This window comes from Nonomuraea pusilla, assembly GCF_900109355.1.
GTDB classification, from domain to species: domain Bacteria; phylum Actinomycetota; class Actinomycetes; order Streptosporangiales; family Streptosporangiaceae; genus Nonomuraea; species Nonomuraea pusilla.
Genome location: NZ_FOBF01000008.1, coordinates 21,024 through 34,224, shown reverse-complemented (window position 1 = coordinate 34,224; position 13,201 = coordinate 21,024). Strand labels below are relative to the sequence as shown.

At 73.5% G+C, this 13,201-nt stretch carries 12 protein-coding genes; 5 read left to right on the top strand and 7 right to left on the bottom strand.

All coding sequences use genetic code 11. The features are described 5' to 3' along the window. Positions 1 to 23: 23 nt before the first annotated feature. The 4 genes from BMX74_RS18255 to BMX74_RS18240 are packed head-to-tail and all read right to left on the bottom strand — an operon-like array spanning position 24 to position 3,845. A complete protein-coding gene (locus tag BMX74_RS18255; protein WP_091101685.1) occupies positions 24 to 1,304 on the bottom strand; it encodes a type 2 periplasmic-binding domain-containing protein in 1,281 nt (426 codons plus the stop codon). Positions 1,305 to 1,330: 26 nt separating this feature from the next. After that, on the bottom strand, positions 1,331 to 2,206 hold the full coding sequence (locus BMX74_RS18250) for a carbohydrate ABC transporter permease (protein ID WP_055501141.1): 876 nt from the start codon (positions 2,204 to 2,206) through the stop codon (positions 1,331 to 1,333). Further along, positions 2,203 to 3,045, bottom strand: coding sequence for a carbohydrate ABC transporter permease (locus BMX74_RS18245; RefSeq protein ID WP_055501142.1), 843 nt, complete (start codon positions 3,043 to 3,045; stop codon positions 2,203 to 2,205). Before BMX74_RS18245 ends, BMX74_RS18250 begins: the two co-directional genes overlap by 4 nt. Next, positions 3,042 to 3,845: an IclR family transcriptional regulator gene (locus tag BMX74_RS18240; protein ID WP_055501143.1), complete on the bottom strand. Its 804-nt coding sequence runs from the start codon at positions 3,843 to 3,845 to the stop codon at positions 3,042 to 3,044. The genes BMX74_RS18245 and BMX74_RS18240 overlap by 4 nt, the downstream gene beginning before the upstream one ends. A gap of 80 nt (positions 3,846 to 3,925) precedes the next feature. Between BMX74_RS18240 and BMX74_RS18235 the strand changes: the two genes are divergently transcribed. The 4 genes from BMX74_RS18235 to BMX74_RS44160 all read left to right on the top strand — a co-directional run bounded on the left by BMX74_RS18235 (position 3,926) and on the right by BMX74_RS44160 (position 7,787). Continuing rightward, positions 3,926 to 5,017 carry a mandelate racemase/muconate lactonizing enzyme family protein gene (locus BMX74_RS18235; protein WP_218153992.1) on the top strand — a complete coding sequence of 364 codons (1,092 nt, stop codon included), beginning with the start codon at positions 3,926 to 3,928 and terminating at the stop codon, positions 5,015 to 5,017. Between the two features lie 83 nt (positions 5,018 to 5,100). Beyond that, positions 5,101 to 5,976, top strand: coding sequence for a dihydrodipicolinate synthase family protein (locus BMX74_RS18230; RefSeq protein WP_055501144.1), 876 nt, complete (start codon positions 5,101 to 5,103; stop codon positions 5,974 to 5,976). Next, positions 5,973 to 6,713, top strand: a complete 741-nt coding sequence (locus BMX74_RS18225; protein WP_055501145.1) for an SDR family NAD(P)-dependent oxidoreductase — start codon at positions 5,973 to 5,975, stop codon at positions 6,711 to 6,713. The genes BMX74_RS18230 and BMX74_RS18225 overlap by 4 nt, the downstream gene beginning before the upstream one ends. Before the next feature lie 105 nt (positions 6,714 to 6,818). Then, complete coding sequence (locus tag BMX74_RS44160) at positions 6,819 to 7,787, top strand: sugar kinase (protein ID WP_177227410.1); 969 nt, start codon at positions 6,819 to 6,821, stop codon at positions 7,785 to 7,787. On the opposite strand, the gene BMX74_RS18215 is transcribed toward BMX74_RS44160, so the two are convergent. Further along, a complete protein-coding gene (locus BMX74_RS18215; RefSeq protein ID WP_091101681.1) occupies positions 7,778 to 8,599 on the bottom strand; it encodes a GOLPH3/VPS74 family protein in 822 nt (273 codons plus the stop codon). The two genes, BMX74_RS44160 and BMX74_RS18215, sit on opposite strands and share 10 nt — an antisense overlap. Beyond that, the gene (locus tag BMX74_RS18210) at positions 8,596 to 9,987 is read right to left on the bottom strand and encodes an APC family permease (RefSeq protein ID WP_256257012.1); all 1,392 of its coding nucleotides are present in this window, start codon (positions 9,985 to 9,987) and stop codon (positions 8,596 to 8,598) included. Before BMX74_RS18210 ends, BMX74_RS18215 begins: the two co-directional genes overlap by 4 nt. Before the next feature lie 180 nt (positions 9,988 to 10,167). Here BMX74_RS18210 and BMX74_RS18205 point away from each other — a divergent pair, with 180 nt between their 5' ends. Next, complete coding sequence (locus BMX74_RS18205) at positions 10,168 to 10,821, top strand: adenylate kinase family protein (RefSeq protein WP_055501149.1); 654 nt, start codon at positions 10,168 to 10,170, stop codon at positions 10,819 to 10,821. A 27-nt stretch (positions 10,822 to 10,848) separates the two neighbouring features. Here BMX74_RS18205 and BMX74_RS18200 read toward each other — a convergent pair whose 3' ends face one another. Further along, on the bottom strand, positions 10,849 to 13,125 hold the full coding sequence (locus tag BMX74_RS18200; RefSeq protein WP_091101679.1) for a DEAD/DEAH box helicase: 2,277 nt from the start codon (positions 13,123 to 13,125) through the stop codon (positions 10,849 to 10,851). Positions 13,126 to 13,201 lie beyond the last annotated feature (76 nt).

Here is a 13,201-nt window from a genome sequence, read left to right as displayed (position 1 = left end):
GCGCCCCCTGCCGGGCGGCTGTCCTACTTCTGCAGCGGCTTGGCCGTCTCGGCGGCCTTGGCCAGCGCGTCCTTCGCCGATGACTGCCCCACGAGCACGGCCTGCACCTGCTCGGCGATGGCGGTCTCGATCTGGGCGTACCCGGCGTAGCGCCAGAACGGGTTCGGCGTCGCCGTCTTGGTGATCTTCTCGGTCCACTCGGTGGTGAACGTGTCGCCCGCGACCTTCGGGTCGGCCAGGCCCGCCGTCGTCGTGGGCGGCAGCTTCACCTTCTCGAAGAACGCCGCCACCGTCGCCGTGTCGGACGTCGCGTACGAGGCGAAGTCGGCAGCGGCGTCGGAGCCCTCGCCCTCGACCACCACGATGACGTGCCCCCACAGCAGCGCCTGCGGCGTGTCGCCCGCCTTGAGCACCGGCCTGGCGAGCGGCGCCATCTTCCCGGTCAGCGACTTGTCGGGCGACTGCGCGGCCACCACGCCCCGCGTGATGATCGCGTCGTCGTAGAAGGCGGCCTTGCCCTGGGCGAACAGCGCGCGGGCGTCGAAACGGTCGACGTCGGGGGCGATGAGCTTGGCGTCGTACAGCTTCTTGTACCACTCGACCGCGGCCACGGACGCGTCGTCGCCGACCGTGATCGTGTCGCCCTCCAGCAGCGGGCTGCCGAACGTGCGCATCCACGGCAGGATGTCCTTGAGCTGCGCCGCCTTGGTCGCCGCCGCGTACGGCGTGATGCCGCCGCCCAGCTTCGCCACCTTGCGCAGGGCGTCCTCGAACTCCTCGACGGTCGCCGGCATGCCCTCGACGCCGGCCTTCTTCAGGATCTCGGTGTTGGCGACCAGGCCGATCGAGCCGGTCGTCCACGGCAGGCCGAGCTGCCTGCCCTGGAACCGGCCGCTGGACAGCGCGACGTCGGTGTAGCCGCCCTTGGCGGCCTGCGCGCCGAGGTCCTTCAGCCTGCCCATGGCGGCCAGCGCCGCCAGCCAGGAGATGTCGAGCTGGACGGCGCCGGAGAGCTGGCCGCCGCGCAGCTTCAGCGTCACCTGGTTGAGGTACTCGTTGTACGGGAACGACGCCGTGTCGATCTTCACGCCGCCCTTGGCCGCGTACGCGTCCACGATCGCCTGCACGGCGGCCTTCTGCGCCTCCTCGTTGAGCGACCACGAGGTGAAGCCGAACGTCCTGGCCGCGGCGTCGCCCTTCGGCGCGCCTCCCCCGGCGGCGTCGGGGGCGCAGGCGGCCAGGGCGGCGCCGAGCGCGGACAGGCCGGCCAGGCGGAAGGCGGCGCGGCGGTTGAGCGTTTCCATGTCTCTCCTACGGGTGGGGGATGGGGTCAGCCCTTGACCGCGCCCGCCGTGAGCCCGCCGACCAGGTACCGCTGCAGGAACATGAACGCGGCGATGACCGGGAGCGAGACGACGAAGGACGCGGCCATGAGGTCCGGCCAGGCGGTTTGGAACTCCCCGAGATACGTGTGCACCAGCCCCGGCGGCAGGGTCTGCCGGTCGGGGTCGGTGAGGGTGAGGGCGAAGATGAAGTCGTTCCACGCGCGGACGAACGCGAACAGCCCGGCCGCGACCAGGCCGGGCGCGGCCAGCGGCAGCGCGATCTGGTGCAGCGTCCGCCAGCGGGAGGCGCCGTCGATCGCGGCCGCCTCCATCAGCGTGGACGGCACCGTGTCGAAGATGCCCTTCAGCATCCACACGCACAGCGGCAGCGTGAACGTCGTGAACGACAGGATGAGCGCGCCGTAGCTGCCGAGCAGCCCCGACGCGCTGAAGACGGCGTACAGGGTGACGAGCAGCAGCGCCTGCGGGAACAGCTGCGAGGCGAGCACGAGGTGCATGAGGGACTTGCGCCCGCGGTAGCGGAACTTGGAGAACGCGTACGCCATGTACGCCGACACCAGCACGCTGAGGAAGGCCGTCACCACCGACACGACGACGCTGTTGACGAGGTAGCCGAACAGCTGCTCGTTCTGGGCCAGGCGGGCGAAGTGGTCGAAGGTGATCTCGGTCGGCACCAGGGAGGGCGGGAAGGTGAAGGCCCGCTCGTCCGGCGTGAACGCGGTGACCACCAGCCAGTAGATCGGCGCGAGCCCGAAGAACCCGATGACCGCGACGGCCGCCCAGGCGGCGGCGCGCGAGCGCGGCCTCCTCCGCCTCGGCGCGCGGGCGATCGGGACGGACCGCGACAGCGTCGCCGTCATGCGTTCTCCTTCCTCAGGTAGAAGGCCATGAGGACGAGCAGCAGCAGCATCCACAGGCCGCCGAGCGCGGTGGCGTGGCCCAGGTCGAAGCCCTTGAACGCGGTGTCGTAGACGGCCACGGCGAACGTCTTCGTCGCCCCGGCGGGGCCGCCCCCGGTGAGGACGTAGATGGTGTCGAAGTGCTGGAAGTTCCAGATGAACTCCAGCAGGAACGCGATGCCGGCGATGGCGCGCATGTGCGGCACCGTGACCGACCTGAAGCGGCGGATGGCGCCCGCGCCGTCGACGGAGGCGGCCTCGTGCAGTTCCTTCGGCATCGTCTGCAGGCCGGCGAGCAGCATGACCATCATCCAGGGGAAGCTCGCCCAGGTCTTCGTCACGATCACCGCGATCATGGCGGTCGTGGGGTCGCCGAGCCAGCTCACGTGCGTGCCGAGCAGGCCGTTCAGCACGCCGTAGTTGGCGTTGAAGATCCACAGCCACAGGAACGAGACGACCACGCCGGGGATCACCCAGGGGAACAGGAACACGCCGCGCAGCCAGCCGGGCAGCCCGGCGTTGAGCGCGAGGGCGAGCGCGTACCCGATGACGAACGGCGCGATCGTGGCGCCGAGCGTGAAGACCAGCGTGTTGCGCAGCACCGGCCAGAAGTCGCCGCCGAGCAGGTCGGCGTAGTTGGCCAGCCCGACGAACGCGCGTCCCGGACGCACCAGGCTCTGTTCGAAGAAGCCCGTGACCAGCGCCGACACCAGCGGGTAGGCGATGATGGCGAGGAACAGCGCGAGGCCCGGCACCATCAGCAGCCAGGCGAACTGGCCGTCGGTCAGCCGGCGGTTCACGCCGTGCCCGCCGCGACGGCGTGCACCGGGCCGACGTAGCCGAGGCCGATGCTGATGGAGTCGGCCGTCTCGATGACCGTGCGGGCCAGCTCGGGCTCGCGCGCCTCCAGGTCGATCGCCGACAGCGGGCCGGAGATGGAGATCGCGGCCACCACCGCGCCCGACATGTCGCGGATGGGGGCCGCGACGCAGGCCCGGCCGAACGCCAGCTCCTCCACCTCGGTCGCGTACCCGCGGCCGACCACGGTGGCCAGCTCCTGGTCGAGCCGCTCGTGCGTGACGATCGTGCGCGACGTGTACGGCCGCAGCGACGCCTCGGGGATCAGCTCGCGCCGCTCCTCCGGGGTGAGCGCGAGCAGCAGGCACTTGCCGATGCCCGTGGCGTACAGCGGCTTGCGCTGCCCGGTCAGCACGAACGACCGCGGCGCCAGCCTGCCCTCGAAGTTGAGCAGGTAGAACATCGAGTCGCCGCGCCGCACCGCCACGTTGACGCCGAGGCCGAGCGCGGCGGCGAGGTCCTGGGCGACCTGTCGGGCCTCGCGGTGCACCGGGTTCTGGTTGAGCGCGACGCCGCCGAGCGTGATCGGCGCGGTGCCCAGCCGGTAGAGGCCGCTGACCTCGTCCCGTTCGACGAACTCCAGCGTCTCCAGCGTGGCCAGCAGGCGCGACGCGGTCGAGACGCCGAGCCCGGTGGCCTTGGCGACGTCCGACACGCGCAGCTCCGGCCGGCCCGTCAGGAACGCCCGCAGGACCGAGATGGCCCGCTCCACGCTCTGGTTGTTGCTCTGATCGGAAGCCACCCTGTCTCCATTGCAATCGACTTGCACTATGTGGGATGGTCACGCACATGCCGCAAATTCGTCAAGTGCGATGTTTCCCGGTGAAGCTACGGCACCGCGACGCCTACCTCGGCGCACCCGCGCAGGAAGAGGGCTACTTCGTCCGGCCGCCCTGGCGCAGCCTCTACTCGGCCCGCTTCGAGACGCTGCTCGTCTCGATCACGGCCGACGACGGCACCACCGGCTGGGGCGAGGCGCTCGCGCCCGTCGCGCCCGAGGTGCCCGCCGCGATCGTCGAGAAGCTGCTCGCCCCCGTGCTCGTCGGCGAGGACCCCACCCGGATCCGCCCCCTCTGGGACAAGCTGACCGGCCTCATGCGCGAGCGCGGCCACCTCACCGGCCACCAGGCCGACGCGCTCGCCGCCGTGGACATCGCGCTGTGGGACCTCACCGGCCGCCTCACAGGACGCTCCGTCGCCTCCCTGCTCGGCGGCGCCTTCCGCGAGACCGTCCCCGTGTACGTGAGCGGCCTGCCCCGCCCCACCGACCCCGAACGCGCCGAGCTGGCCAGGGAGTGGGCCGCCAAGGGCGCCACCATGGTGAAGCTCCACCTCGGGCACGGCGTCGAGGAGGACCTCGCCACGTACGACGCCGTCGCCGCGTCCGGGCTGCGCGTCGCCGTCGACGCCCACTGGGTCTACGACGTGCCGCAGGCCGTCCGCCTGGCCCGCGGGCTGGCCGAGCGCGGCGCGCTGTTCCTGGAGGCGCCGCTCGCCCCCGAGGACGTCGAGGGCCACAGGGAGCTGGTCCGCCGCGCCGACCTGCCCATCGCCGTCGGCGAGACCCTGCGCAACCGGTACGAGTTCGCCCACTGGCTGGGCCGCCGCGCCGTCGGCCTGGCCCAGCCCGACGTGGGGCGCACCGGCATCACCGAGCTGATGTCCATCGCCGAGCTCGCCGCCGCCCACCACGTCCGGGTCGCGCCGCACCACTCCACCGGGCTGGGCGTGGCGCTCGCCGCCGGCGTCCACGTCAGCGCCGCCCTCGGCAACCTCGCCTACTTCGAGTACCAGCCCACCACCTGCGAGGCGGCCGGCTCGATCCTCACCGCGCCGCTGCCCGGCGACGCGACCGGCTTCCCCGTGCCCGCCGGGCCCGGCCTCGGCGTGGACGTCGACCCCGGCGCCCTGTGACCACGCACCTCCGACGCAGTGGACGCCGACCCCGGCGCCCTGCGGCCACGCACCTCCGACGCACCTGAAAGGGAGTAACTCCGTTGGTTCTGTCTGGACTGATCCCCATCCTCGCCACCCCCTTCACCGACGGCGGCGAGCTCGACCTGCCGAGCCTGCGCCGGCTGACCGAGTGGCAGCTCGCCTCCGGCGCCGACGGCGTGGCCGTGTTCGGGATGGCCAGCGAGGGCTTCGCCCTGACCGCCGACGACCGCGCGCGCGTGCTCGCCGAGGTGCGGGCCGCCGCCGGCGCCGCCCCCGTCGTCGCGGGCGTCGGCGCCACCAGCACCGCCACCGCGCTCGAACAGGCGCTCGCCGCCAGGGACGGCGGCGCCGACGCGCTCATGGTGCTGCCGCCGTACCTGGTCAAGCCGTCAGGGGCGCAGCTCGTCGACTTCTACGGCGCCGTGGCCGAGCGGGCGGGGATCGACGTGATGGTGCAGGACGCGCCCGGCGCCACCGGCGTCAGCATGCCCGAGCCGCTGATCGTCGAACTGAGCAAGCTCGACGGCGTCACCTCCGTGAAGGTGGAGGCGCCGCCGACCGCGCCCAAGGTCGGGGCCGTGGCCGCGGGCGTCCCCGACGGCTTCGCCGTCTTCGGCGGGCAGAACGCGCTGTTCTGCCTGGAGGAGTACGCGCTGGGGGCCGTCGGAACGATGCCCGCCTGCGAGTTCACCGACCTGCTCGCGCCGGTGCTCGCCGACTGGGCCGCCGGGCGCGCCGCGCAGGCCCGCGCGGGACACGCCAGGCTGCTGCCGCTGATCCGCTTCGGCATGCAGCCCGGCCTGGCCTGGGCCGTGCACAAGGAGGTGCTGGTCCGCCGCGGGCTCATCGACTCGGCCGCCGTACGCTCCCCGGCCCGCCCCCTGGACCGCGACAGCCGCGCCCTCCTCGACGCGATCACGGCGGAGCTGTGGTGACGGCGGGCGGGCCCGGAGCGCGCGGCGTGCTGCTGGCGGGCGGCAACTCCGGCATCGGCCTGGCCGTCGCCGCCGCGTTCGCGGAGCGGGGCGACCGGGTGGCCGGGATCGGCCTGCAGCCGTGCGCCGACCCCGTCTACGACGCCTTCCTCGTACGCGACTGCGCCGTCCCCGCCGAGGCGGACGCCGCCGTCGCCGACGCCGAGGGCCTGCTCGGCCGCCTCGACGTCCTGGTGCTGGCCACGGCCGTGATGCCCGTCGCCCCGGTGGTGCGCACCACCGACGCGCAGTGGAGGACCGCCATCGGCGCCACCCTGGACGCCGCCTTCCACCTGTGCAGGGCGGCGCTGCCCCGCCTGGCGCCGGGCTCCGCCGTCGTGGCGGTCAGCTCGGTCAACGCGTTCCTGGCCGCGCCCGGCGTGCCCGCGTACGCCGCCGCCAAGGGCGGGCTGGACGCGTTCGTCCGCCAGCTCGCCCTGGAGTACGGCCCCGCCGGGATCCGCGTCAACTCGGTCGCCCCCGGCCTGATCGGCGGGGAGGACCTGGAGAACGCCGCGGAGGGCTACCCGCTCGGCCGTACGGGGACGCCGCGGGACGTGGCCGAGGCGGTCGCCTTCCTCGCCTCGCCCGGCGCCGCGTTCATCACCGGGGCGGTCCTGCCGGTGGACGGCGGCCTGTCGATCGCCTCGCCCGCCGCCTACCTGCGCCCGGACCTCCGGGCCCGGTTCCTCCCGTGACCGGCCCTCATGTCAGCGCAGGGCGGTCCTGCCGGTGGACGGCGGCCTGTCGATCGCCTCGCCCGCCGCCTACCTGCGCCCGGACCTCCGGGCCCGGTTCCTCCCGTGACCGGCCCTCATGTCAGCGCAGGGCGGCCCGACGTGGTGGGCGTCGGCGAGGCCATGGTGCTGCTGGAGGCGGACGACCTCGCCGCGGCGGCGCGCTTCGACGCCTCCGTCGCCGGCGCCGAGCTGAACGTCTGCACGGCCGTGGCCAGGCTCGGCCTGCGGGCGGCGTTCGCCTCGCGGGTCGGGCCCGACCCGTTCGGGACGCGGGTGCTGCGCGAAGCGGAGGCCAGGGGCGTGGACACCGGCCTGGTGATCACCGACCCGGGCCGTCCGACCGGCGTGTTCTTCAAGGAGATCAGGCCGGACAGCGGGCGGCGCGTCCACTACTACCGCGCCGGCTCGGCCGCCTCCGCGATGGACGTCCCCGACGCGGGGGCCATTCTGGCGCGGCGGCCCCGCGCGCTCGTCGTGTCCGGGCTGACCGCCGCGCTCGGGCCGGGACCGGCCCGGCTGGTCGCCGCCCTGTGCGAGCAGGCGGGGGACGCGCTCGTCGTCCTCGACCCGAACCTGCGGCCCGCCCTGCCGGCGCCCGACCTCGCGCCGCTCCTGCCCAGGGTCGGGCTGCTGGTGCTCGGGCAGGACGAGTCGCGGGTGCTGTTCGGCGAGAGCGACCCCGCGCGCGTGTTCGCCGCGGCCAGGGCCGCCGGGGTGGGCGAGGTGGTGCTCAAGGGCGGGCCAGAGGGTGCCTGGTACGCCGGGGACGCGGGGCCCGAGCACGTCCCCACCGCCGCCCGGGAGGTACGCGACCCCGTCGGCGCGGGCGACGCGTTCCTCGGCGGCTACCTGGCGGCCCGGCTGTCGGGAGCCGGGCCGGGCGCGGCCACCCGCCTCGGCGCCGAGCTGGCCGGGCGCGTCGTCGCGACCTCCGGCGACACGGCCGGCCTCCCCGACCCGGCCACCGCCCACGCCCTGCTCCGCCACGCCCTCACCGATGGGCTCACTGACGAGGGCAGGGGTCAGCGGTAGACGGCCACCGCCGCCTCGCCGATGAAGGCGTCCACGGCGGTCACCACGTCGCGCACCGCGGGCGAGCTCGCCTCCGCGATGGCGCGCAGGCGGCCGACGAGCTGGGCTGACGGTTGGTCGAGGTAGAGCTCGCCCTCCACGCGCAGCGCCGCGACCAGCCCGCACAGGGCGGCGGCGCGCGCGTCGGGCTCCTTCCATCCCTCGACGGCGGAGCGCACCCCGTACGAGGCCCGTACCACGTGCGCCAGGTCCGTGACCTGGTAGCGGGTGCGGGGCAGCATGCCGAGACGGCGGCCGGTCACCCGGGCCAGCACCCCGGCGGACACCAGGCCGTCCCGGGTGCGGGGGTAGACGTCCTCGGCCGTCTTCTTGATCCAGAGCCGGGCGTCGCGGCGGGCGCCGTCCCGCTGGATGAGGGCGAGCAGGCCGTCCGCGACGCCGCCGTCGCCGGGCCCCGGTCGCGGCGGCGCGGCGGGGACGGCGGCGGCGCGCCCGTCCGCCAGGGCGACGCGGCCGCTGAGGGCGAGTTCGAGCAGCGCCGCCCCGGCGAGGCCCAGCGCCATCGAGGTCTGGTGCACGGCGGGCTTGCCGGACTGGTCGTGCGCTATGAGGTAAAGCTCCTCGTGCAGCGCCAGCCCCCGCCCCGGGCCCTGTCCTGGGCCGTACCCGGCGCCGTAACCCATGGCCTGTCCCGTGCCGTATCCCGAGCCCAGTCCGGGGCCGTATCCCGAGCCCAGTCCGGGGCCGTACCCCGTGCCCTGCGCCGGGCTGTGTCCCGCGCCGGGCGCCCCGGCCTGCCCGCCGCCGCTCACAGGCGTTCCTTCACGGCGCCCTGGTCCGCGGCCGGGCCGAGCCCCTGCACGGAGGGCCCGCGGCCGGCGACGTAGAGCCCGCCGAGCACGAGCGCGCCGACGCCGAGCCACACGAGGCCGAGCGTCTGGGCCAGGATGTTGGCGTTGACCACGACGAAGATCAGGATCGCCATGCCGATCAGCGGCACGAACAGGTGCGTCCAGAGGTCGCGGGACTTCCCGCGCGCCACGTAGTGGACGATCACGGAGACGTGCAGGACGATGAACGCCACCAGCGCGCCCATGTTGATGAGGCTGCTGAGCAGGTCGGGCCCGTCGGCGCGGGTGGACATCCACAGGCCGAGCCCGAGGGAGAGCGCGGCGACGAGCAGGGTGGCGTTGGCCGGGACGGCCCGCCTGACGGAGATCCTGGCCAGGAACGACGGGAGCTGCCGGTCGCGGGCCATCGCGTACAGCAGGCGCGAGACGGCGACCTGCGCCACCAGCGTGTCGGCCAGCCCCCAGGAGATGGCGGTCGCGACGGACGTCGTGTGCGACAGCCAGTCGCCGCCCGCGACGGCGGCGGCGTCGTAGAACGCCGTGCTCGACCCGGTTTCGAGCAGGCCCTGCGGATCGGGCACGAGCAGCGCCGCGACCCAGACCTGCACGATGAACAGCGCTCCGGCGAGCAGGAGCGCGAGCCGCATGGCCTTGCCGACCTGCGCGGAGCCGCCGGTGGACTCCTCGACGAGCATGCTGATGCCGTCGAAGCCGAGGAACGACAGCACCGCGACCGACACCGCGCCGAAGATGACGGGCCAGGAGAAGGTGTCGGCGTTGAACAGCGGCGACAGGCTGAATCCGTGGCCGCGGCCCTGCAGCAGCGCCGTGACGCCGACCAGCAGGAACAGCCCGAGGACGACGAGTTCGGCGGTGATGAGGACCTTGGTGAGCCGTACCGTCATGCGGATGCCCCGCAGGTTGATCACGGTGTTGACCACCACGAAGAGGATCAGCCACGCCCACACGGGCACGTCAGGCACGGCGCTGTTCATGGCGATGGACGCGATCAGGTACAGCAGGCTGGGGACGAGCAGGTAGTCGAGCAGGATGGCCCAGCCGGTCATGAATCCGACGGGGGCGGCGATGCCGCGTCCCGCGTAGTTGTAGACCGAGCCGGACAGCGGGAACGCCTTGACCATCTGGGCGTAGGAGACGGCCGTGAACAGCAGCGCGATCATGCCGACCAGGTACGCCAGAACCGGCATTCCGCCTGAGTGCTTATAAACCTGACCGAAAATGGCGAACGGCGCGATCGGCACCATGAATATCAGGCCGTAGAACACCAGGTCGGCCAGGCCGACCCCCCGCTTGAGCTCCTGACGGTAGCCGAACTGTTCAATATTCACCTGTGGCTGCACTGCGGTTCCCTTAATCGTGATTTATCAACTTTCGGGGCTATCTGCGCCTGTCCAGAGGGAAATGGGAGACTGGCGGGGTCCGAGGGGTGATCTTTCCGTAGTGTGCGTGTCTCCCGCAAGGGGGGGATTCGTCCGGATGAATGATCTGCGTCCGGGCAAATGTCAGGCATGCGGAAATATGTGATCATGGGCGCGCAGGGCAGTGGAAAGGGCACGCAGAGCGAGCTGCTCTGCCGCGGCCTCGACCTGGTCCACATCAGCGTCGGCGCCGTCTTCCGCTGGCACGTCAAGAACCGCACCAAGCTGGGCGCGCGGGTGCGCCGCCTGGTCACGGCGGGCGAGCTGGTCGGCGACGACCTGGTGGAGGACGTCGTCAGGGAACGGCTCGCCCAGCACGACTGGAACCACGGGTTCGTCCTCGACGGGTTCCCGCGCAACCGGCGGCAGGCGGAGTTCTTCCTGGAGAGCTACGACGTCGACGCCGTGATCCACCTCGACCTGCCCGACGAGGAGGTGCGCAGGAGGGTGCTCGCGCGGCGGCTCTGCTCACGCTGCGGCCAGGACTACAACCTGATCTCCCGGCGGCCCGAGGTGGAAGGCCGCTGCGACGTGTGCGGCGGCGAGCTGGTCACACGCGCCGACGACACGCCGGAGGCGCTGGACAGGAGGCTCGCCGACCACCACCGGACCACCGGCCCGGTGCTGGAGCTGTTCCGCCGCAAGGAGCACGTGGTGACGGTGGACGCGAGCGCCGGCATGGACGCGGTGCAGCAGCGCGTCCGCGACCGCCTCGGCCTGCCGCCCCACCTCCCACCCGGCTGAGGGAGGCCCGGGGAACCCCCCGACGGCTCAGGTGGCCTCGGCATCCCTCGGCGCCGAAGACGCCGAAGACGCCGAAGACGCCGAAGACGCCGAAGGTGATCCAGGGGCCTGGGACGCCGACGGCGCGGAGGGCTCCGCACGTTCTGCGGGTTCGGCACGGTCGGTGGTTTCGGCGAGATGGCGCCGTTCCTCCCTGACGATGCGTTCGGCCAGCGCCTCGTCCGTGACGTCCACGGCGTCGGGCGTGGACTCGGCGAGGTGGCTGCGCCGGGCGTAGGCGTCGAACAGCGCGGTCTTGGCCTGCATGATCCGCAGCAGCCGCTCGTCCATGCTGCCGGGCGTGACGAGCCGGTGCACCCGCACCCGCCGTACCTGGCCCATGCGGTGCACGCGGGCCACGGCCTGGCTCTCCAGGGTCGGCTTGACCTGCGGCTCGCAGATGATCACGACGGAGGCCGCCTGCAGGTTGAGCCCCACCCCGCCCGACTGGATCTGCGCCAGCAGCACCGCGTGACCCCGGGCCGCCGTGAAGGCGTCGACCACCTCCTGACGGCGTCCAGGGTCGAGTCCGCCCCAGAGCGGGCCGTGCACGGGGGAGCGGAGGGCGGCGCCGACGGCGGCGAGCACGTCGCGGAAGTAGGAGAACACGACGACCTTGAGCCCGGCGCCGTCCGCCTCCTCGACCAGCTCGCGCAGCCGCTCCAGCTTCGCCGACGTCTCCGGCACCGCGTAGGCCGCGCGGCGCATCGCCATGAACGAGCCCGACCCCACCGCCTCCCGGTAGGCGACGGCGTCGGCCGCGCCGAACTCCTCCCACTCGTCCACATGGACCAGATCGGGCAGCTCCGTGACCACGTCCCTCTGGTTGCGGCGCAGGTAGACGGGGGCGACGGCGCGGCGGAACGCCCGCGCCCGACTCGCCGGGTCACCGGGCTCCACCTGCCAGGACAACCCGGGCTGGAGGTGGTCCACCAGGGCGCGGAACTCCTCGACGCGGTTCTCCATCGGCGTGCCGGTCATGAACAGCACCCTGTCGGCCTCGCCGCACCACCTGGCCACCGCCTTGGAGCGCAGGGCACGCGGGTTCTTCACGTAGTGCGCCTCGTCGACCACCAGCATCCCCACCTCGGGAACCGGGTCCAGGGCGCGCAGCCCGTCGAACGTCACGACCGCCACCCCGCCGCGCTGGAGCCAGGCCGCCCTGGCCAGGTCCCGCTCGTCGCCGTGCAGCCGGTACGCCGTGAGCGTGCTGCGGCTCTCGATCTCCCGCAGCCAGTTGACCAGCACGCTCGCCGGGCAGACCACCAGGGAGTGCGTCGTCCCCCGCGCGTGCAGGTGCGCCAGGGCGGCGATCGCCTGGATCGTCTTGCCCAGCCCCATCTCGTCCCCGAGGATCACCCGGCGCAGGCAGAGCGCGAACCGCGCCCCGAACGCCTGGTAGCCGCGGAGGGACACCCGGCGCAGCGTGTCGTCGAGCTCCTGCGCCCGCACCCGCGCGGCCAGGTCCTCGGGCAGGAACCCCTCGGCGGCGGCCCGGTCCTTCGGAGCCGCGGCGGAGAGCTCCGCCAGCAGGTTGTGGTAGTCGGCCGCGCGAACCTCGAAGTCGATCCACGCCAGAGCCTCGCCGGGCGGCGGGCGCAGCAGGTCCGTGGTGGCCTGGGTGAGGAGCAGCCGCGTCGCCGTCTCGTCGGCGAGCAGGTCCGCGATCTGCTCCGCCGCCGTCTCCGCGCGGCCGCGCCGGCGGCTCCCCGACAGGAGCCTGCGTAACCGGCTCCTGAGGAGGCGGGCCTCGGGGATCAGCCGGCCGAACCGCCGTGCCAGCGTGTCGGCCGCGCGGCGGGCGCGCGGCAGTTCGGGGCCGGCGGCGACCAGCCGGTACAGCGCCATCAGCAGAGCGCCGGTCTCGGCGTCCCGGCTGCCGACGTCGACGTGGGGCACGCAGGACACCGCGGTGGCTCGCGCCATCCGCTGCGCGGCGCTCTGCGCCCGCCATCGCGTCTGCGGCCCGACGCCGGGCAGTCTCTGCAGCTCGTACGGCGTCGCCTCCAGCACGTCGAGCACCGTGGTGTACCCGGCGTCCCGCAGGGCCCCGAACCGCAGGCGCCCGCCGGTGACGTCCTTCAGCCGGGACACCGGCATGGCGCCGAGCTCGGCCCTGGCCTGCCGGGCGCGGAGCGGTTCGAGCGCGGCGCGGACCTCCGCCGTCGCCCTGTCGTGCTCGGCGACCAGGCCGCGTGCGTCGCCCAGCAGCCGCGCCGCCCGCCGCAGCAGGTCCCGGACGTCCCCGGCGGACGGTGATCCCATGGCCAGAACGTACCTCCCCGGCGTGGGCGGCGCGGGAGAGCTCCCGCAGGGCGGTCAGGCCGTCCACGCCGGGCAT